The following is a 20,537-nucleotide window of genomic DNA, read 5'->3' on the forward strand; positions in this document are numbered from 1 at the left end:
GACTTAAACTTAAGATAAACCTTACCATAATTGTAAGGTCAAGTTTTAATGTTTAAAGTTTCATCGCAACGCTTTTTCAAAAATAATTTACAGTATTTTTAAGTCGTCGATTGCTCAATTTTTTACGAATGCTAAATGCCAACATAGGCGAATGGTTTATATACAGAATTTATGCTTTGATAGTAAACTCTGCATTGAAATTGTGAATGATAAGAACATGATGATGAATAAAGACCATTTATATTCAGTGATTTACCAAGATATCCAAGATGCTTTCGCTGAGATTCAGCAGCTTACACAAGATCAGCATTTATGTGCTATTGGTTTGGGAATGGTTGAGGATTTCTGTGGTTTCTTTTATGTGGGATGCACATTAGAACAATTAAAAACCTTTGAAGACGTCTATGAAGCATGGTGGATTTCAGAATGGAGTTGTTCAAGTACTGCCAATAATCGTGTTCACGATGCAATCACAGCTTTGTATCAGGACTTGGGAGAGGATTATACAGATGAGCAATATAGCGAATTGCAAGCGCACTATCAAAAGACCATTATTCAAGCATTACAAGATTTAAGAACACAAGGAAAATTAAAAAACCAACAGGGTGAAGAAATTATTGTCATTATTCAATATGCAGACTCATCCGATGAAGATTTTGAGGACATCAGTTTCCCACAAATTAATCCTGAGTTTTTAGTGCCTTTATTTGAAAACCGCTTTCGGAAAAAAGCTGGTGAAAATTTATATGATTACCTATTAGAAAAATCAGTATCTTAAAATAAGAAACCGAGCTAAAAAGCTCGGTTTCTGAAGAATCAGTATCTAAAATTAGATATCTGAAAGATCTACACCAATGCGTGTAGCCACTTCTTCATAAGCCTCAACAACACCACCTAAACCTTGACGGAAACGGTCTTTGTCGAGTTTTTTCTTGGTATCTTTATCCCATAGACGGCAACCGTCTGGAGAGAATTCGTCACCCAAAACGATACGGTCATGGAACACGCCAAATTCAAGTTTAAAATCAACAAGAAGCATGTTGCCTTGAGCGAATAAGTCTTTCAACACAACATTGACTTTTTGAGTCAATTCTTTCATTTGCGCCAATTGTTCAGCATTTGCCCAACCCAATGCAATTGCTTGAGACTCGTTCACCATAGGATCGCCTAAAGCGTCATCTTTGAAGAACAATTCAAATGTTGGTGGAACAAGCTCTAAACCTTCTTCAACACCCAAACGACGGCATAATGAACCTGCAGCATAATTACGCATTACACATTCCACAGGGATCATTTGCAATTTTTTCACTAAAACTTCAGTTGGAGAAAGAAGTTTTTCGAAGTGTGTTTCAATACCAGCTGCAGCCAGTTTTTCCATGATAAAGGCATTAAAACGGTTGTTCACCTTACCTTTACGGTCTAGTTGCTCTATTTTTTCGCCATTAAATGCAGAAGCATCATCACGGAAAACTAGAATTAGATGATCCGCGCTATCTGTTTCATAAACAGATTTCGCTTTACCAGTATAGAGCAAGGTTTGTTTTAACATGGGGGAACCTTTTGCAAAAAAAAATTGCCTAGAACGACTAGGCTGGCCAGTTTTGGTAAATCTGGGTTAATAGTTCTGCAGCTTTTTCTTTGTCTGCAAAGCTATTATCGGCGTTAAACACAGCAAGTGTGTTACTTGAACCTACAGAATTAAGCTTCAATACATAAGTTGAATTATCGATTTTTACAGTTGCCTCATTGGCATTTTTGCTTTGGCCGATAACCTTATGATTTAAGCTACTGAGGGTCGCAAGTGCGTACTGCCAAATTGTAGCAGAATTTCCATCAATTTTGATCAGTGGATTGCCATTTCCATCAGTTAAAATTTGAGGACGACCAACACTTTCAGTTGATGCAGAGACTTCATCAGCAGGTGCACTGATTTGAGCAACATCTGGACGAGGAACCTCGTAACGGTTGCCTCGTTTATTTTCAAATTTTGGTGCATGCTGAAGTGCAAGAGGGTCAACAATAGGAGCTGGATACATTGGCGTTGCAGGTCTAACTGTTGAACCTTCAGGGTAGCTAAGTGGCTCTACAGTGGTCGTGTTTTTATAATCTAAAGAACCATTGCTGATTCCAAGGGAACTACAACCCGCCAAGCTTAAAGCTGAAATGGCAAGAGTTAAACCTAAACGTAATTGCATAATACTAAGCTCTTATTAAATGAGACCCACTGCTTTGAGTTCTTCACGCAGTGGTGCACGGTATTGTTCTGCTAGGGGAGTTAATGGTAAGCGAATGCCAGTACCAATTAATTCCATTTCATGAAGTGCCCATTTCACTGGAATTGGGTTCGATTCGCAAAATAGAATATTGTTTAATTTTGCAACTTGGTCATCTTTGCTTTTCGCTGTTGCAGCATCACCTGCAATTGCAGCGGCACAAAGTTCGCTCATGATTTTTGGTGCAATATTTGCTGTTACTGAAATATTGCCGTGGGCGCCTAACTGAATCAATTCACTCGCAGTCGCATCATCACCTGAATACACCACCATGTTTTTGCCTTTTAAGCCATCAATCAGCTCTTTACCACGGGGAACATCGCCAGTCGCATCTTTAATTCCTACGATTTGAGGAATATCTGCTAAACGAATCGCGGTGTCGTTGTGCAGATCTACACCAGTACGACCAGGTACGTTGTAAAGAATGATAGGTAAATCAACAGCTTCAGCAACTGCCTTATAGTGTTGGAATAAACCTTCTTGCGTTGGTTTGTTATAATAAGGGGTAACTAAAAGTGCGGCATCTGCGCCGAGTTGTTTGGCTTCTTTGGTGAGTTCAATCGCTTCGTGTGTCGAGTTTGCACCAGTACCGGCAATAATTGGAATACGTTTATTGGCAACACGGATAATTTCTTTAATTACTTCTGTGTGTTCTGCCATGCTAAGAGTAGATGCTTCGCCAGTTGTACCGACAGCAACAATACTATTAGTGCCTTGTTCTATGTGCCACTCAACGAGCTTCTCGAGACCCTTCCAATCTACGCTGCCATCTTCAAACATAGGGGTGACGATTGCGACAATTGAGCCTTGAATGGTCTGTGCTTGCTGAGTCATTTTAAAAAAATATCCTATTTTTCCATCCACATGCGTTTGAGTAAACAAGGATTGGGATGGTTGCAGTATTTTGATTTGAGCGTGAAACAATCATCTTAAAGATTGCCTAATGCTTATGCAAATTATGACTGATTCAGCGTGTCAGAACAATATGCTTTAGTCAAAGCTTGGAAATTCTTTAACAAAAGCAACAAATCACTCACATTTCCAAGCAATTTTTTTTATTTTCAGTTTTTTATCAAACTTGAACAGCGTGCAGTTTTAATCCCAATGCTGGGTAAAATCTATTCGCGCTAGAAAACAATTTTCTATTGGGCGGCGGAGTCTCGCCGTTTAGAATCTAGCGAACCGTTCTCGATGATTTCTTGGTTGATTTTGATAAGACGCTCGCAAATGTACGCTGTTATATTGTATGTTGAGTCATCGAGTGTTTAAATTTTTACGATTAAAATAATAGTCATTTGGCCAATATAAGGGTAGGGAAATGTTGCAATCTGAGCGTAGTGCCTTGATCGTTGTTGATGTACAAAATGGTTTCACTTCAGGCGGAAATTTAGAAGTTGCCCATGCTGAGCAAATCATTCCAACCATCAATCAATTGGCACGACATTTTGACAATATCGTACTGACCCAAGATTGGCATCCTGAAAACCATATTTCATTTGTTGAGAATCATCCCAACCGTAAAGCTTATGACCTGATCAGCTTAGATTACGGCCCGCAAGTATTGTGGCCATCACACTGTGTACAAGGGAGTAAAGATGCTGAATTTCATCCTGATCTAAACATACCAACTGCACAACTGATCATTCGTAAAGGCTTTCGTTCTCAAATTGACAGCTATTCAGCCTTTATGGAAGCCGATCATAAAACCACTACAGGCTTGGCGGGTTATCTTAAAGAGCGTGGTATAGATACGGTGTATATTGTCGGGATTGCAACAGACTTCTGTGTCGCATGGACGGCCATGGATGCCGCCAAGTTAGGCTTTAAAGCCTTTGTGATTTCGGACGCCACCAAAGCGATTGATTTACAGGGTTCTTTACAACACGCATGGCAGGAAATGCTGGCTGTCGGTGTAAAACGCATGATCTCAAAAGATATTTTCAACGAAGTATAAGCACCAAGACTTGCATCATTTGAGAAATATTACTGCTTTAAAACATCTTGCTTTAAGATAAGCCGAAATCCTCAATCTGCTTGGGTAGGGACAATGTCAGCAATTTTACGTTTTAGTCAGTTTGTACAAAAAACTTTTGCCCTATGGGTTGTGGTCTTTGCTTTTATTGCCTTATGTTTTCCAGCAGCATTTGTCTGGATGAAAGCATATATTCCATGGGTTTTAGGGATTATCATGCTGGGGATGGGCATGACCATGACCGTGGACGAATTTAAGAATGTCTTGTCAAATCCCAAAGCAGTTGTGATCGGTGTCGTTGCACATTTTGTGGTGATGCCTAGTGTGGCATTCTTTCTCTGTAAAGTTTTTAATTTACCACCCGAAATTGCGGTAGGGGTAATCCTTGTCGGCTGTTGCCCTGGAGGGACAGCATCCAATGTCATCACCTATATGGCCAAAGGAAATACTGCTTTATCCGTCACATGTACATCTGTTTCAACGTTTTTAGCGCCTATTTTGACACCTGCAATATTCTATGTGTTAGCCAGCCAGTGGATTCCGATTGATGCGGGTTCAATGTTTATCGATATTCTTAAAGTGGTGATTTTTCCAATTATTTTGGGCGTGATTTTAAGAAGCCTATTTAAACAAAAGACCGAGCAATATATTCAAGTGATGCCTTTGATCTCTGTGGTTGCCATTGTGGTGATCGTGGCAGCAATTATTGCAGCCAGTAAGGCTTCAATTTTGCAATCGGGCTTGCTGATTTTGGGTGTGGTGATTTTACATAATGGTTTAGGCTTTTTATTAGGGTATTGGGCAAGTCGTCTATTCAACTTATCTTATCCTGACTCTAAAGCTGTTGCGATTGAAGTGGGGATGCAAAATTCTGGTTTAGGTGTGACCTTAGCGGCAATACATTTTGCTGCATCTCCAATAACCGCAGTGCCAAGTGCTATTTTTAGTTTATGGCATAATATTTCTGGACCTGTTTTAGCCACCTATTGGGCAGCGAAAGCCGATAAAATGGCTGAAAATAAACAATAGGGTCTGTAGACATTTCATAAATGGCTTGCGTTGTAGGTTAAAATTGAGCAGGCAAGGCATGAAACGAAGAGAATAGCGAGACTATTTTCGAGTTTCATAACGAAGGCTGAGATAATTTTAGCCACAACCCTTCGGGACTAGCGTGTTTTTTGCCGCTACGTCGTTACGAACCACTCATTTAGAATAACTAAATTTCGTATTTCGCGCCTAGTATCGCCTAAAAAACACACGTAGTCGCAAACATAGACGAATTGTCAACAGACCCTAATACTATTTTAAAATTTACGTTTCATTTAGAGAGCTTTGGCTCTCTTTTTATTTATAGTGCTTATTCATACGCTAACTGTTTTAAAAATTCATCCTCAGTGAGCACGCTAAAGCCATGTTGTTCGAGTAGGGCTGCAGTAACCCCTTTGCCTGATATTTTATGCCCTGAAAATGATCCATCATAAATCATCTGTGAACCACAAGAAGGACTGTTGGCTTTTAAAATAATATGTGTCACTTGATGGTATTGGGCGAGTTTTAGGGTTTTTTCTGCACCTAGAATAAATTCAGCCGAAACATCATCACCATTGGCGTCTTTTACTTTGGCTTGTCCCCTTAAAACCTGATAACCATCACCACCTACGATTTCAGCAGGCTGTCGAGGTGTACTTAAGCCGCCTGAAACTTCAGGACAAATCACCACGGCTTGTTGAGTGTCTAGCAGTTGTTTAAGCTTGTGTTGTAGGCAGTTCTTAGCATCGTAGCGAACATTTTCACCTACAAGACATGCACTAATCAGGTATTTTTTCATTATCTTGAGGTTAATTCGAGTTGCATTAAATCCATACCAATATCATATAAATCTGTTTTAAAGTCGATGCTTAATTTCTCTGTAAAAGCAAAATTTTGATAGAATTTTTTTGCACGGGTGTTGGTTGTTAATACTTCCAAAAATACAGAAGCTTGTTGATGTTCACGTGCAATATCAATCGTATTTTGCATAAGCGCAGATGCAAAATTTTTCCCAACCGCCTCTTTAAGCAAGTAAATTTTCTGTAATTCTGCACCAATAATATCTAGATGGGGTTCACATTGGTTGAGCTTTAACTTGGCATATCCAATAATTTGCGTTTGTTCATTTTCAAGCAATAGCCAAACTTGATCAGGATCTCGCAGAGATTCGGACAGATTTTCTAAACTAAAATTTTGATTGAGAAAGTTTTGTAGACCTTGTTCTGACCAAAGATCAGCAAAATGTTGGCGATATGTGGTGCAGGCAAGCTGATTGAGTTGCTTGAGATGGGTTGGTGTGGCTGGATAAATTTTCATTATATTTTGGCATCAAATGACGCTTTGCTATACCTTGAATTTGTATTCAATCATGGATGAGTTTCATGGGATAATCTTAGCTGATTATATCGGCTTCAGGAAGTGTGACTAGCGCTTTCCAAGAAAGATCTATTTCGCAGAGCTTTCTACTATGACCAACCAAAACCATCTTATCGCTTAGATCTTAGAAGCTAGCTTCAATCCACGCTATCGCCCATTAGACTTACCATTTCATCTCACTGTATAGCAAAAGACCACAACCAAGATTATTAGTTTAGATACGTAATATATACATCATGGTAAATGGCATCTAAGCCATGTGATTAAATAAAATCCAGCACTTCATTAACTGGGCGACGTGGTTTTTGTGGCCAGTTTTCGGGGAGGGCTTTACCTACAGAAAGAAGTAGAACAGGGATTTCATTATCAGATAAGGAAAATTCTTTGGTCACAGCATGAGCATCGAAACCGATCATGGGTGTTGAGCCTAGGCCTAGTGCGTGAGCTGCATAAATGAGTGCTGTCGCACCAATACTCCCAGTACGTATGGCCTCATCACGTTGACGCTGCGGTTGCTCAAAATACAGACCACGTGAAGCATTTTCTAGCACGGATAGCATTTCTGCTGGCATGATCCCAGCTTCTACTGCTGGTGTTAGACGCTCTGGTAGTATGTGGTAATCAATTAATTGACCACAAATGATGAACGTCACAGCAGCATCAGTAATTTTAGGCTGATCCCAAGCAATTTTACGTAGCCGAGCTTTGGCTTCGGCTGTGCGTACTGCAATAAAACGCCAGTTCTGGAAATTAAAAGATGTGGGTGCAGTCGTGGCGATTTTTACCAGTTCATAAATTTGCTCATCACTCAAGGTGATGCTTGGGTCGTATAGGTTAGTTGTTGTACGACTCATGATAGATTTGATAATGTCGTTAGTCATGATGATTCCTCTCATTGGGGAGCTGAACATTTTTTAATTAATTATGTATCGAACGATATAAATGTAAGTGCGGTTGCTCAAGTTGTCAATAACTTTTATATCGATTAGTATATAAGTGGATAGAAGTAGGAGCTTTTAATGGCTAAAATGGGCCGTCCCCGTGCGTTTGACCGAGATGAGGCGATTCAACAGGCGATGCATTTGTTTTGGGAGTATGGTTATGAATCGACTTCATTAGCTTTATTAAAAGAAAAGATTGGGGGTGGGATTACAGCTCCTAGTTTTTATGCAGCTTTTGGTTCAAAAGAGAAATTGTTTCAGGAAGTCGTTGAACGTTATACAACAACTTATGGTCAGGTCAATCTCAGCTTATGGGATCAACATCTACCACCTCGTGATGCGATTGAATTGGCTTTACGACGTTCTGCCAAAATGCAGACAGAGAAAACACATCCTAAAGGATGTTTTATTGTAATTGCAGCAAATACCTGTTCACCTGAACATCAGCATGTTCAAAGCTTATTGGCTGAACAACGTGCACTTACACGAGCGGGATTTGAACAATGTATTCAACGTGCAGTTGATTCAGGTGAGCTTGTAGCCCAAACCAAGGTTGAAGCCTTTGCTGCGGTGTTTAATGGTTTTCTACAAGGGATTACGGTCTTGGCTCGTGATGGTTTATCTCATCAAGTACTCCACGATGCAATCACTGAAATCATGCGGAATTGGGAAGAGCACACAACTCGTTAGGTCTTCTAAAGTACTAATTTACTTCAGTTTTATTGACCTATTATCTATATGAGTTGTCCTTATTCATTTATGGATGAATTTCATGGGATAATCAATCCGAAATAGGGAAAATGAATCTTGTTATGAGTGTGTATGTCGATCGCGCAAAAGTTCCTTTTAAAGGCCAAGAATGGTGTCATTTGATGGCAGATACACTGGAGGAATTACATCACTTTGCGCAAATGCTGGAAATTGATGCCCGTTTATTTCATCGCTCTGCCTCTTATCCGCATTATGATATTACCCTGCAAATGCGTGTAATGGCGATTGCTTATGGCGCAATTGATGCCGATCGAAAAACCATTATTGCCTGTGGAAAAAAGCTGAAGCTACAACTCAACCAATCTTTATAAAGTATTGGTTTTTATTTCAGCTTGATAAAACCGCAGCTCCAGAAAAATACTTTATCGCGATTAAGTCTTGTCCTTATGAGAAGCACAAGAGTAGAATCTTTTATGATGAAAAATTATGAACAACGATTGTGATTAATATATGACTTTTAAAGACAGCTCAACAGAAATATCGCAAGACGAGATTATCATTCTGGCTGAAACTTTTCGGCTTTTAGGAGATGCCTCACGTCTCAGAATTCTTATGTTCTGTATGCGTGGACCTAGTCCAGTTGGCGATATCTGTGAAGCACTCGATTTATCGCAATCTTTGGTTAGTCATCATTTACGTTTATTACGCTCAGCACGTTTGGTGAAAAGTGAGCGTCAGGCCAAACAAGTCTTATATGAAATCGCTGATACGCATGTCAGCCATGTTTTGTCTGATATGGCAAAACATATTGCAGAAGAGTAGTGTGGTTAAATTTTCTATTTTTCAAATCGAATTAAAAGCAAAGTGAATTTCAAAATGTGGATGCCACAAGGCAACAATCAATGACCTTGTGGCAATTTGTGCTTGATCCATAGTGATCTTAATGACTATGTCCAGCATGAGGATCAATTTTTGTCGGTTTTTCAAGGCTACAGCTGCTATCACCTTGCCAATCAATCGCGACAGTTGGATGTTCAATATCAAATTTGGTTTTTAATTCATGTTCAATTTGCTCGGTGAGTGTCTTGATATCAACACCTGCTTCTGGTTGAACATGCAGTGTTGCCATTGCTCTTCCTGAAGTAATCATCCATACATGAATATGGCTAATTTTTTGAATGCCTTGAACGGATTTTAATAAGTGAGTGGTGATATCTGTTGTATTCGCATTGGCAGGCGCACCTTCTAATAAAATATGAATGGTTTGTTTAAACAAAGACCATGCACTGCGCAATACAAGTAATGATACAAGTACAGACAAAATCGGATCAATCGGTGTCCAGCCTGAGTACCAGATGACGATTGCAGCGATAATTGCAGCAACAGAACCCAATAAGTCACCCATCACGTGCAGAATTGCACCTTTGATATTTACATGATCCGTATCATCTCGTGTGAGATACCATAAAACAAAGATATTCACCAACATACCAACAATTGCGACAATAAACATCGGTCCTGCAAGTACGGGTTGAGGTGATTGAAAGCGTACAATCGCTTCATAGACGATCCATCCAACAATCCCAAACAGGGTTAGAGAATTGATCAGACCTGCAATTACTTCAAAGCGCATATAGCCGAAAGTACGTGATTTATCCGCAGTACGACGCCCAAAGCGAAATGCTGCATATGCTAATCCTAATGCAAGTGCATCCGTCATCATATGGCCTGCATCAGCTAAAAGTGCCAGTGAACCAGATATAATTCCCCCAGCAGCTTCAACAAGCATAAAACTGAAAATAATGAAGAAAGAAATCAGAATTTTTCTTTCATTTCCTGTAGTTGCTTCAGGTACATGTGCGTGGTTGTGATCACTATGGCTATTATGGGGATGATTATGATTGTGTCCCATAAGGACCTCTGAATTGGATTATTTACATATGAATATATGTTCATATGTTTGTTTTGTCAAATAACTTCATGTTAATTTTTTATTGCATTGTGAATCAAAATTTCAAAAAACAGATGTCATAAGGCACTTATGTTTAATAAAACAGAATGAAGTTTTTAAAACGGACTGATTCACTTTCGGGCTTATCTCCTTTGATGCGAAGTAAATAAGGAGGCTACTTTTTGCTCAGGAATCTTGTTGATTCAAATTTAGTTTAGGGTGATTGTTCTGGTTTAGGTTATTTTAAATTGATGGATCTATAAAAATCAGGCATAAAAAAATCCACACATTCATGCAATTTTAGCGCATGCTTTGTGTGGATTACTTGAGCTATTGATATATGTATGAAACTTAATTTATTTCATACACTACAATAAGTAACTGATTGATTATTCAACCGTAACTGATTTTGCTAAATTACGAGGTTGGTCTACGTCAGTACCACGTAATACCGCAACATGATAAGACAGTAACTGTACTGGGATACTGTAAGCAATCGGCGCTAACCAAGTATTGACCGTTGGAACATAGACAACATGTTGACGATCTTTAGCCACGATACCGCTATTTTCATCTGCAAAAACAAACAGTTCACCACCTCGTGCTTGGACTTCTTCCATATTGGATTTAAGTTTATCCAGCATGTCATCATTCGGTGCAAGAATCACCACAGGCATATCATTGTCGACCAATGCCAGTGGGCCATGTTTCAATTCACCTGCAGCATAACCTTCAGCATGAATATATGAAATTTCTTTAAGTTTTAATGCGCCTTCAAGTGCAATTGGGAATTCTGTACCGCGACCCAAGAACAAGCAATGCTGTTTCTCTTTAAACAGAACAGACAAACGTAAAATTTCTGTATCATTTTGTAAGGTATCCAAAATGACTTTAGGGATATGCCACAACGCCGAAGCGATTTCATCAAGACGTTCAGCTGAAATGGTTTGCTTAACCTGACCAAGTTTAAGGGTCAATAGCATCAAAGCTGCAAGCTGTGTGGTGAACGCTTTGGTTGATGCGACCCCAATTTCAGGACCAGCCAAGGTTAATAAATGATGATTTGTTTCACGAACCATAGACGAGGTCGCGACATTACAAATCGTCATGGTGTAGATATTTAAGCCTTTTGCTTTAGCACGCTTTTGTGTATCACGTAATGCAGCCAAGGTATCTGCAGTTTCACCTGATTGGGAAATACAAACATACAAGGTGTTATCTACAATCACAGGCGAGCGATAACGGAACTCGCTGGCAATTTCAACTTGGCATGGTAAATCAATCAGTTGTTCAAACCAATATTTTGCAATCATTCCTGCATGGTAGCTGGTACCACAAGCAAGCACCTGAATTTGCTGAACATTTTTAAAATCTATGTTTGCATTTTGTAAGAAATCTTCTCGTAGTGTATTGCCATTTAAAGCTTGAGAAATCGTTTGTTGAATTGCTTCAGGTTGCTCAAAAATTTCTTTGAGCATGTAGTGTTTATACTCACCTTTAGAGGCATTACTCACGGTTGCATCCAGCTCTTTCACTGGACGATCAACCAATTGATCATTAACAAAAACTTCAATCGTTTCACGAGTTAAACGCGCAATATCACCTTCTTCAAGATAGATAAAACGGTTGGTCACAGGCAATAGTGCCAATTGGTCTGAACTAATAAAGTTCTCACCAATACCGACACCAATGACTAAAGGTGAGCCTTCACGAACAGCAATTAATTCATCTGGGTAATCGGTATGTACAATCCCCAGTGCATAAGCGCCTTTCAGTTGAGGTACGATTTCTTCAACGGCTTTTAATAGATTTGGTGATGATTTCAGTGCTTCAGTAATTAAGTGAGCAACGACTTCAGTATCGGTTTGTGATGTAAACACATAACCCAAAGCTTCAAGATCATCTTTAAGCTCTTGGTAGTTTTCAATAATACCGTTATGTACCACTGCAACATGGCCCGAAATATGCGGATGAGCATTATTTTCAGTTGGTTTACCATGGGTTGCCCAACGTGTGTGTGCAATACCCACTGAACCTAAAATATTCGACTCTGCAACCGCACCTTCTAAATTTGCAACTTTACCGACACGACGTTCACGTAAGATTTGCCCCTGATCAACCAGTGCAACACCCGCAGAGTCATAACCACGATATTCAAGACGTTTTAGGCCTTCAATTAAAATATTTGTAATGCTTCGTTCAGCAACGCCACCAACAATACCGCACATAATAATATCCTCTTATTTCTTGACCTTTTGGGGACGTTGATAATTTTCTTTCGAAATTTGTTTTGCACGTTCAAATGCAAGACTGTTGTCTGCTACATCATGGGTAATCACTGAACCCGCACCTGTGGTTGCGCCATGACCAATTTTAATCGGTGCAACCAGTGAGTTGTTGGTTCCAATAAAGGCATTATCACCAATGATGGTTTTGTGTTTATTGGCACCATCATAATTACAGGTAATTGTACCTGCACCGATATTTGAACCCGCACCAATTTCTGCATCGCCTAAATAGGTGAAATGATTGGCTTTTGAACCGAGACCAACAGAAGAGTTTTTCACTTCAACAAAGTTACCGATATGAACTTCATCTGCCAATTTTGCACCTGGACGTAGTCGTGCAAAAGGACCAATGTGTACATCTGCACCAATTACCGCATCTTCAAAAACACTATACGGTTGAACTTTGGTTCCTGCCGCAATTTGGGTGTTTTTAATAATACATCCTGCACCAATTTCAACGCCATTTCCGAAAGTACATTGACCTTCAATAATCACATTAATATCAATACGAACATCAGTACCCACGGTGAGTTGACCTCGTAAATCAAAACGTGAAGGGTCAATCAAATGCACGCCTTGTTGCATCAGTAATTTAGCTTGATAGTTTTGGAATTCTCGTTCTAAAGCTGCAAGTTGAATACGATCATTTACGCCTTCAACCTCAAAAGCCAATTCTGGTTGAATGGATGCGATTTCCATACCATCCGCTAAAGCCATTGCCACGATATCGGTCAGGTAGTACTCGCCTTGAGCATTGTCATTGCTGAGTTTCGGTAACCATTCATGTAATTTGGCATTGCTGACACAGTAAATACCTGTGTTGATTTCTTTAATTTGACGTTGTTCATCAGAAGCATCTTTATGTTCAACAATCGCTTGGATTTTTCCATCCTTACGTACGATACGACCGTAGCCTGTAGAATCTTCAAGCGTTAATGTGACTAAACCGATGCCTGTTTGACTGGATACATCAAGCAAACGTTGTAGGGTACTTTGTTGTACACAAGGCACATCACCAGAAAGGATCAAAGAAATGCCGTCTTGGGGTAAAACAGGTAAAGTCACTTTAACTGCATGACCCGTACCAAGTTGTTCTGTTTGCTCTACCCATTGAATATTTTCATGTGCAAATGCATTTTGAACCAGATCACCACCGTGACCAAAGATTGTAATGATATTTTTTGCTTGTAATTGTTTTGCTGTTTCAATCACATGACCGAGTAGTGGGCGTCCTGCTAACGGTTGGAGTACCTTGGGTAAACTAGAACGCATACGTGTTCCTTTACCTGCAGCAAGAATGATCACAGTTGTAGACATATCACACCTAACAGATCTGGCTTAAGCCATTTTAAAATATAAATAAATCACGATACATATTGCTGCCCAGAGGCCTGCAATAATATCGTCAAGCATGATCCCAAAGCCACCATCAACTTTTTGGTCAATGACACGAATAGGCCATGGTTTCCAGACATCAAATAAACGGAACAGTGCAAATCCAACCAGTGCCCAAATCCAATTCATTTGCCCTAAATAAATCAAAGGCAGGAACGTGATTGATTGCCCAGCAAATTCATCCCAAACAATACGCCCATCATCATGTACATGGATAATCTCTGCGGTTTTCCCACAAATCCAAATACCGACCAATGACATGATTATGATGGCCAATATGGAGCCATAAAAACCAATTGCAAGCCAAATCGGAATAAACAAAAGCGCAAACGCTGAGCCAAATGTACCTGGTGCTTTAGGCGCTAAGCCTGAACCAAAGCCCACACCGCAGAACACAATAAAGCGTTCAGCCCATGTCATACTTTTAAAGACAATCGGAGGTTTATGCAAAGTGTTGGTACCCTTGAAGTTGAAGTGGATGGTCTAAGCCATCTTTCTCAAATACAATCCCAGATTTTTGTGTAACTTGGCCGATGATTGTAGTGGTTACATTTGGTTTTAATTGCAAAAGTTTAGCATAATTTTGCATAGTTATTGTAAAGCATAACTCATAATCATCTCCGCCCGCTAAAGCATATTTCCATTGCTCATTGTCGCTGAGTTGCCTTAAAGCTGGCTGAATCGGGAGTTGATTTAAATTTATTTTTGCACCGACACCAGAGGCGTCTAAGATATGCCCGAGATCTTGAGCAAGCCCATCTGAAACATCAATCATACTGGACGCCAAGTCTTTTAACATGGCGCCTAATTCGCAGCGCGGTGTTGGGTAATCTAGACGTTGTTGTAGGGGATGTCCTAAATGTTTTAGCCCAAAAGCGGCATCACCAATCGAGCCACTGACTACAATTAAATCATCGACTTGTGCGCCAGAACGGGTAATGGCTTTGCCTGTTTCAATCCAGCCCAGTGCGGTGACGGTAATGGTGAGATGTGGACTTTGCGTGGTATCACCACCAATTAAACGTACGCCAAATTGATCGCAACAATCATATAAACCCTGACTAAATTGTTTTAGCCAGTCATGATCAATTTGGGATAGGCTCAATGCGAGTAAAATACTGTGGGGTTTCGCACCCATTGCAGCAATATCTGAAAGATTGACAGCAACAGATTTCCAGCCAATGGCATGTGGAGAAGTTTCTAAGGGAAAATGTCGACCAGCGACAAGGGTATCTGTGCAAATCACCAATTGATGATTTAAAGGTGGGGAGAGCAGAGCTGAGTCGTCACCGACGCCTAAATCAACATCAGTTTGCTGCTGACGATTGAAATAGGTCTCAATAATTGAAAACTCAGCCATGTAAAAACAACTTATTTGCTTTGTTGCTTTTCTGCTTCACGCAGGCTTGTTGCTAAACGATCTAATACACCATTGATGTATTTATGACTGTCAGCACCACCAAAGTGTTTTGCCAGCTCAATGGCTTCATCGAGTACAACTCGATAAGGGACTTCAAGATGGTCTTTGAGTTCGTATGCACCTAAACGTAATGTAGCAAGTTCTACACCGTCTAATGCACTCAGTTCACGATCCAGAACAGGAACAAGTAAAGCATCCAATGCTTCATGGTTTGCGATCACGGCTGTGAGCAACTCATGATAATAGCCGAGATCCACTTTATGCATTGCGTTTTCAACACGGGTACGTGCTTCAATTTCATGCACTGGGTTGTGGCTCATTTGCCATTCATAAATCCCTTGTACAGCAAAGCGACGTGCTTTACGTTTTGCTGCATAAGTAGCTTGGAGTGTTTGCGACATGCTTTAAATTGCCTTTAACAGGTTAACCATTTCAATAGCAGTAAGGGCAGCTTCACCACCTTTATTACCTGCTTTTGTACCAGAGCGTTCAATCGCCTGTTCAATACTATCCGTAGTCAATACACCATTGATTACAGGTAGGCCAGTATCTAAACCAACTACACCTAAACCTTTGGCACATTCACCTGCAACGAAGTCGAAATGTGGCGTACTACCACGAATCACTGCGCCAAGTGCAATCACTGCATCGAATTTACCAGAAGCTGCTAGTTTTTTAGCCACAACTGGAAGTTCCCATGCGCCCGGTGCATGAACGACAGTGATATTATCGTCGCTTACACCATGACGATGCAATGTATCAATTGCACCTTCTAATAAATGTTCAACAACAAAGCTGTTAAAACGACCAACTAAAATCGCGTAACGGTCTTCGCTCGCGAGATGTAATAAACCTTCAATTCGGCGAATCGCCATGGCAACCTCGATAATTTAACAGATAAGTGGTTGTACCGACTGCTTTTATTTCCCGACTAAAAACCTAATTGAGCAATAAATGCAGTCTGATTAAAAATTATTGACCAGTTTTTTGGTCAGCAGTGATGTATTCCACCACTTCTAAATTAAAGCCTGATAATGCATTGAAACGTAATGGTGAGCTAAGAAGTTTCATCTTTTCAACACCAAGATCACGTAAAATTTGTGCACCGACACCAATCGTTTGGTATTGCTGTGAAAGTGCAGCATTTGATTTTGTTGGTTTTGGCTTACCAAGTTCTGCCAAAGCAGGGCCTAAGTCAGATAGATGACGTTGACCAATCCAGACCAAAACCCCTCGATCACTGTCGGCAATCGTTTTGAGTGCTTTATCAAGGTTCCAAGCAGGCTCACCATCTTTTTTATTGAGTTTCAATAAATCACGTACAGGATTGAAACCATGTACACGGACAGTCGTCACCCCTTGTTTTGGTTCACCTTTGACCAAAGCCAAATGAATGTCTGGATTACCAATTTCACGGTAACGGTATAAATCAAAGGTACCGTATTCAGTATCTATACTTTGTTGATCCAAACGTTCTACGGTTTGTTCATTGGTCATACGATAATGAATCAGATCAGCAATTGTACCAATTTTTAAGCCATGTTTCTCAGCAAATACTTCAAGATCTGGACGACGTGCCATCGTGCCATCTTCATTGATAATTTCACAAATCACCGATGCCGGCTCTAAACCCGCTAAACGAGATAAGTCACAGCCAGCTTCTGTATGCCCAGCACGGTGTAATACACCACCTGGTTGTGCCATCAATGGGAAGATATGTCCAGGTTGTACAATATCAGCAGGTTTGGCATGAGCAGCAACTGCAGTTTGAATGGTATGGGCACGTTCTGCGGCAGAAATACCAGTGGTAATACCATTTGCCGCTTCAATAGAAAGCGTGAAGTTTGTACTGTGTTGTGCGCCATTATGGTCGACCATTAATGGTAGATCGAGTTGCTTACAACGGTCACGACTCAGTGTTAGGCATACAAGACCACGAGCATGGGTGATCATAAAGTTGATGTCTTCAGGGCGTACGTGTGTTGCAGCAATGACTAAATCGCCTTCATTTTCACGATCTTCGTCATCCATCAGGATAACCATTTTACCTGCACGGATATCTGCTACAAGCTCTTCAACAGTATTGAGCGGCATCAACCTTCACCTTTTTGTTCTGTCGTATGACATTTTCATTGAGTACATTCGGAGCATAGTCTAACGTGTTTTTACGTATTTTGCCTATGCTTATCATCTTCCTTTGAGATAGATAGTTATACACAAGCTTGTAGGGCAATGAAAAGAGAAGAAAATTGATTTATCGTGATTTAGTATAAAGATCAGACACTCATTTCGAAAAAAATAAGATTAACTTATCGGAAATTGAGCGTAATAAAAGAAAAACCCTCGCACTTTAAAAAAGAGGAGGGCTTGATAGATGGTAAATATTTAATTCTCTGAGATTGCTTCAGAATTCGGTGTATTTTTCTTACCTTTTAAAATCTCAGTACGAATATTTTGTGCAAGTTCAGCACAGTCATTATTCATACCATTGATCATAAATGAGTGACGGGTCAACACATTGGTTGGATTTGGTAAGGCAACCAATTGATAACAATCACCAATATGCTTGAGTTGATCATTGCTTAAATACAATGCCATTTCTTTGGCAATTAAATGATTCACCAAGCGTTCAGCCGCTTGAGATGCATCAAGTTGCATCGCTTCTACTGAGGTGGTAACCGCACAACGTGTCTGTAACACAAAGCGCTTATCTTCACGGTAACGTTTATACAGAACTTCTGACAATAATTGAAATACCGAACCAACCATTAATATAGATTGTGCTGCATTGGGTTTTTCAGCATCAATACTCAGGATTGCACCATTCTGATTAAATTCTTGATGAATGGTGAAATCTTTTGCATTCAATTTGAAATGCTGTGCGCAAAGTTCAATACTTTTATTCAGAAAAATCTGACATAAATTAAAATAAGGCAGTGAAACCGACTGGTTGACCGTATTCATCAGTTGCTTTGGATCATAGTACTGAATATTCAGCGCCAAAATCTCTTGGTCATTTTCCAGTGTTGTGGTTACAGGCGTTTTGGGTTCAGGTTTTGCTTTGGCTTGCGCTTGTTGTTGAGCTTGCGCAATCGCAATCGTGCGGTTGGCTTTCTCCGCTTCAAGTGCTTCAGTCAGTTGTTGAATTTCGTGTTTTAAGCGGGCTTCATTGTTGATGCGAGCCAAAAATTCACTGCGCGTTGGGCGAGCGATGGCACGGTAGGCCAACCATAAAAAGGTATGAATTAATAAGGACACTAAAATAGCCAGCCATTGGGTCCGTAAAATTTCACCAATACTTGGCTTGATCAAGGTAATTTCAATTGTGCCGACTTTTTTCTCGTTCTGTAATGCATCACGAACAAAAACTTCACCTTGACGAGTTTTTGCCATACCACTGGTTGCCAGCACTTGTTTTTTAGCATCCAGTATTCGAATCGAAGCCACGCTTGGATTGGTCGCATAGCGATTTGCCAACAGTGCCAATGACACAGTATTTGCGGGTTCGAGTTCAGATAGGCTGTCCGTGACCAATTGGCTGGTCATGAGTTGGCCTTGGCTGGCACGGTTTTCATTCAACTGATGTGTTGTTGCAACTACCAATAAAAAGGTATGAAATGCAAAACTTACAATAAGTAGGCTAGCAAATAGCCCTTGTCTTGGCGCATTCAACGTAAACTTCCAAAGCAAAAAAATTCGATTTCGATTATGATTCTTCCAATTGTTGTAGCTCAGACCCGAGTCAATTCATGCGAGAAATCATTCTTATTTCATTTTTAGGACCTGACCAACCCAATCAGTTTACTCGATTAATGCAAGTGTTGTCCGTACATTCTTTGCAAATATTAGATGTAGGACAGGCGGTCATCCATAATCAATTGACTTTAGGTATTGTAGTGTCGTCAAACGATCAAACTGCAACAGCTTTAGCCATGAAAGACATCCTTATTTTAGCACATGATATTGGTTTAACTGTTCGTTTTAAGCCGATTTCAGGCGCAGAATATGACCAATGGGTGAGTGAAGGTGGGCGCACACGTTATATCGTGACCGCTTTAGCACCAGAGCTCACAGCCGAACATCTACAAGCGGTAACCAATATTGTTTCAAGTCAAGGTTTTAACATTGAAACAGTGACACGCTTGTCGGGTCGCCCCGAACGTAATGGACACCAAGATGGGCTGAAACGTTCATGTGTTCAATTCGGTTTGAGTGGGCAAATGCTGGATGCACAGGCGATGCGTGCCGCATGTTTACGGCTTTCTGCTGAATTAAATATTGATGTTGCGGTGCAGGAAGACAATGCCTATCGCCGTAATCGTCGCTTAGTCTGCTTCGACATGGACTCAACTTTGATTGAGCAAGAAGTGATTGACGAACTTGCTAAAGAAGCAGGGGTGGGCGATAAAGTCGCTGAAATCACTGAACGTGCAATGCAAGGGGAGTTAGATTTTCAACAAAGTTTCCGTGCTCGCGTTGCTTTACTTAAAGACCTTGATGCCACAGTATTGCCTCAAATTGCTGAACGACTAACCGTGACGGAAGGTGCCGAGCGGTTAATCTCGACACTGAAATCATTGGGTTATAAAACTGCGATTTTATCTGGTGGTTTTCAGTACTTTGCTGAATATCTACAAGAAAAATTGGGCATTGATGAAGTGCATGCCAATATCCTCGATGTTGAAAATGGTGTTGTGACAGGTGAGGTTAAAGGCCATATCGTTGATGGAGCGCGCAAGGCGTATCTATTGACTGAGTTGGCTGGGAAAATGGGGATTTCACCTGAGCAAGCGATTGCGGTTGGAGATGGTGCAAACGATTTACCGATGCTTTCAATTGCAGGGCTCGGAGTCGCATTCCGTGCGAAACCTGTGGTTCGTCAAAATGCCAATCAAGCCATTTCAAGTGTAGGTCTAGATGGTGTGCTTTATCTTTTAGGCGTGCATGATAAAGATTTGTCCCGTGCTTAAATGACATGGGTTATATTGCAGAATCATGACAAATAGCGACTTTAAGTCGCTATTTTTTATTTGAAAATGAATCACTTTGCTGCCATTCGCGCTCAATAAAACAGCTTGATAAAAATATTCGTTTTAGAACTTAAAAAAAGTTTTTCAGGGATTAAAAGCTGTGTGTATTTTTTTGTAATGACACTGCATGATTGATGGTAATTAGATTGT

22 protein-coding genes are annotated in these 20,537 nt (G+C 40.3%); 7 read left to right on the top strand and 15 right to left on the bottom strand.

Annotation, left to right across the window (positions count from 1 at the left end):
- Positions 1-217 precede the first annotated feature (217 nt).
- On the top strand, positions 218-778 hold the full coding sequence (locus ACZ5QH_RS00390; RefSeq protein ID WP_464016766.1) for a DUF4303 domain-containing protein: 561 nt from the start codon (positions 218-220) through the stop codon (positions 776-778).
- Between the two features lie 51 nt (positions 779-829).
- Here ACZ5QH_RS00390 and purC read toward each other — a convergent pair whose 3' ends face one another.
- The 3 genes from purC to dapA are packed head-to-tail and all read right to left on the bottom strand — an operon-like array spanning position 830 to position 3,107.
- Entirely contained in the window at positions 830-1,549 is a 720-nt protein-coding gene (gene purC / locus ACZ5QH_RS00395; RefSeq protein WP_004818291.1) for a phosphoribosylaminoimidazolesuccinocarboxamide synthase, read from the bottom strand.
- A 37-nt stretch (positions 1,550-1,586) separates the two neighbouring features.
- Positions 1,587-2,195: a hypothetical protein gene (locus tag ACZ5QH_RS00400; RefSeq protein WP_004718797.1), complete on the bottom strand. Its 609-nt coding sequence runs from the start codon at positions 2,193-2,195 to the stop codon at positions 1,587-1,589.
- 15 nt (positions 2,196-2,210) lie between these two features.
- Positions 2,211-3,107: a 4-hydroxy-tetrahydrodipicolinate synthase gene (gene dapA, locus ACZ5QH_RS00405; RefSeq protein ID WP_004718795.1), complete on the bottom strand. Its 897-nt coding sequence runs from the start codon at positions 3,105-3,107 to the stop codon at positions 2,211-2,213.
- A gap of 484 nt (positions 3,108-3,591) precedes the next feature.
- Between dapA and pncA the strand changes: the two genes are divergently transcribed.
- On the top strand, positions 3,592-4,227 hold the full coding sequence (gene pncA / locus ACZ5QH_RS00410) for a bifunctional nicotinamidase/pyrazinamidase (protein ID WP_303576983.1): 636 nt from the start codon (positions 3,592-3,594) through the stop codon (positions 4,225-4,227).
- A 93-nt stretch (positions 4,228-4,320) separates the two neighbouring features.
- Positions 4,321-5,274 (top strand): bile acid:sodium symporter family protein, encoded by a 954-nt coding sequence (locus tag ACZ5QH_RS00415; RefSeq protein WP_004718792.1) that lies wholly within the window; start codon positions 4,321-4,323, stop codon positions 5,272-5,274.
- Positions 5,275-5,602: 328 nt separating this feature from the next.
- Here ACZ5QH_RS00415 and ACZ5QH_RS00420 read toward each other — a convergent pair whose 3' ends face one another.
- The 3 genes from ACZ5QH_RS00420 to ACZ5QH_RS00430 form a co-directional block, all read right to left on the bottom strand.
- Positions 5,603-6,073: a 2-thiouracil desulfurase family protein gene (locus ACZ5QH_RS00420; protein ID WP_034611128.1), complete on the bottom strand. Its 471-nt coding sequence runs from the start codon at positions 6,071-6,073 to the stop codon at positions 5,603-5,605.
- Positions 6,073-6,591, bottom strand: a complete 519-nt coding sequence (locus tag ACZ5QH_RS00425) for a GNAT family N-acetyltransferase (protein WP_303576982.1) — start codon at positions 6,589-6,591, stop codon at positions 6,073-6,075. Before ACZ5QH_RS00425 ends, ACZ5QH_RS00420 begins: the two co-directional genes overlap by 1 nt.
- A gap of 323 nt (positions 6,592-6,914) precedes the next feature.
- Complete coding sequence (locus tag ACZ5QH_RS00430) at positions 6,915-7,532, bottom strand: nitroreductase family protein (protein ID WP_209828374.1); 618 nt, start codon at positions 7,530-7,532, stop codon at positions 6,915-6,917.
- 138 nt (positions 7,533-7,670) lie between these two features.
- Between ACZ5QH_RS00430 and ACZ5QH_RS00435 the strand changes: the two genes are divergently transcribed.
- The 3 genes from ACZ5QH_RS00435 (at position 7,671) to ACZ5QH_RS00445 (ending at position 9,125) form a co-directional block, all read left to right on the top strand.
- Positions 7,671-8,282 (top strand): TetR/AcrR family transcriptional regulator, encoded by a 612-nt coding sequence (locus ACZ5QH_RS00435; protein ID WP_303576981.1) that lies wholly within the window; start codon positions 7,671-7,673, stop codon positions 8,280-8,282.
- 122 nt (positions 8,283-8,404) lie between these two features.
- Positions 8,405-8,674, top strand: coding sequence for a DUF4031 domain-containing protein (locus ACZ5QH_RS00440; RefSeq protein WP_004718783.1), 270 nt, complete (start codon positions 8,405-8,407; stop codon positions 8,672-8,674).
- A gap of 139 nt (positions 8,675-8,813) precedes the next feature.
- Positions 8,814-9,125, top strand: a complete 312-nt coding sequence (locus ACZ5QH_RS00445) for an ArsR/SmtB family transcription factor (protein ID WP_303576980.1) — start codon at positions 8,814-8,816, stop codon at positions 9,123-9,125.
- A gap of 118 nt (positions 9,126-9,243) precedes the next feature.
- Here ACZ5QH_RS00445 and ACZ5QH_RS00450 read toward each other — a convergent pair whose 3' ends face one another.
- The 9 genes from ACZ5QH_RS00450 to ACZ5QH_RS00490 form a co-directional block, all read right to left on the bottom strand.
- Positions 9,244-10,215 (bottom strand): cation diffusion facilitator family transporter, encoded by a 972-nt coding sequence (locus ACZ5QH_RS00450; protein WP_004718779.1) that lies wholly within the window; start codon positions 10,213-10,215, stop codon positions 9,244-9,246.
- Between the two features lie 428 nt (positions 10,216-10,643).
- Positions 10,644-12,482, bottom strand: a complete 1,839-nt coding sequence (glmS, locus tag ACZ5QH_RS00455) for a glutamine--fructose-6-phosphate transaminase (isomerizing) (protein WP_239046684.1) — start codon at positions 12,480-12,482, stop codon at positions 10,644-10,646.
- Positions 12,483-12,494: 12 nt separating this feature from the next.
- On the bottom strand, positions 12,495-13,859 hold the full coding sequence (gene glmU / locus ACZ5QH_RS00460) for a bifunctional UDP-N-acetylglucosamine diphosphorylase/glucosamine-1-phosphate N-acetyltransferase GlmU (protein WP_303576979.1): 1,365 nt from the start codon (positions 13,857-13,859) through the stop codon (positions 12,495-12,497).
- A 21-nt stretch (positions 13,860-13,880) separates the two neighbouring features.
- Positions 13,881-14,357, bottom strand: coding sequence for a phosphatidylglycerophosphatase A family protein (locus ACZ5QH_RS00465; protein ID WP_016539097.1), 477 nt, complete (start codon positions 14,355-14,357; stop codon positions 13,881-13,883).
- Between the two features lie 22 nt (positions 14,358-14,379).
- The gene (thiL, locus tag ACZ5QH_RS00470; protein WP_004818314.1) at positions 14,380-15,297 is read right to left on the bottom strand and encodes a thiamine-phosphate kinase; all 918 of its coding nucleotides are present in this window, start codon (positions 15,295-15,297) and stop codon (positions 14,380-14,382) included.
- Positions 15,298-15,308: 11 nt separating this feature from the next.
- Positions 15,309-15,758, bottom strand: coding sequence for a transcription antitermination factor NusB (nusB, locus tag ACZ5QH_RS00475; RefSeq protein ID WP_004718751.1), 450 nt, complete (start codon positions 15,756-15,758; stop codon positions 15,309-15,311).
- A gap of 3 nt (positions 15,759-15,761) precedes the next feature.
- On the bottom strand, positions 15,762-16,232 hold the full coding sequence (ribH, locus tag ACZ5QH_RS00480; protein WP_004718750.1) for a 6,7-dimethyl-8-ribityllumazine synthase: 471 nt from the start codon (positions 16,230-16,232) through the stop codon (positions 15,762-15,764).
- A 97-nt stretch (positions 16,233-16,329) separates the two neighbouring features.
- Complete coding sequence (gene ribBA / locus ACZ5QH_RS00485) at positions 16,330-17,451, bottom strand: bifunctional 3,4-dihydroxy-2-butanone-4-phosphate synthase/GTP cyclohydrolase II (protein WP_004818315.1); 1,122 nt, start codon at positions 17,449-17,451, stop codon at positions 16,330-16,332.
- Between the two features lie 291 nt (positions 17,452-17,742).
- Positions 17,743-19,029: a hypothetical protein gene (locus tag ACZ5QH_RS00490; protein ID WP_096732514.1), complete on the bottom strand. Its 1,287-nt coding sequence runs from the start codon at positions 19,027-19,029 to the stop codon at positions 17,743-17,745.
- Positions 19,030-19,106: 77 nt separating this feature from the next.
- On the opposite strand from ACZ5QH_RS00490, the gene serB reads away from it, so the two are divergent.
- A complete protein-coding gene (gene serB / locus ACZ5QH_RS00495) occupies positions 19,107-20,327 on the top strand; it encodes a phosphoserine phosphatase SerB (RefSeq protein ID WP_303576978.1) in 1,221 nt (406 codons plus the stop codon).
- The last annotated feature ends 210 nt before the right edge of the window (positions 20,328-20,537 follow it).

It is taken from the genome of Acinetobacter sp. Ac8, assembly GCF_055392545.1.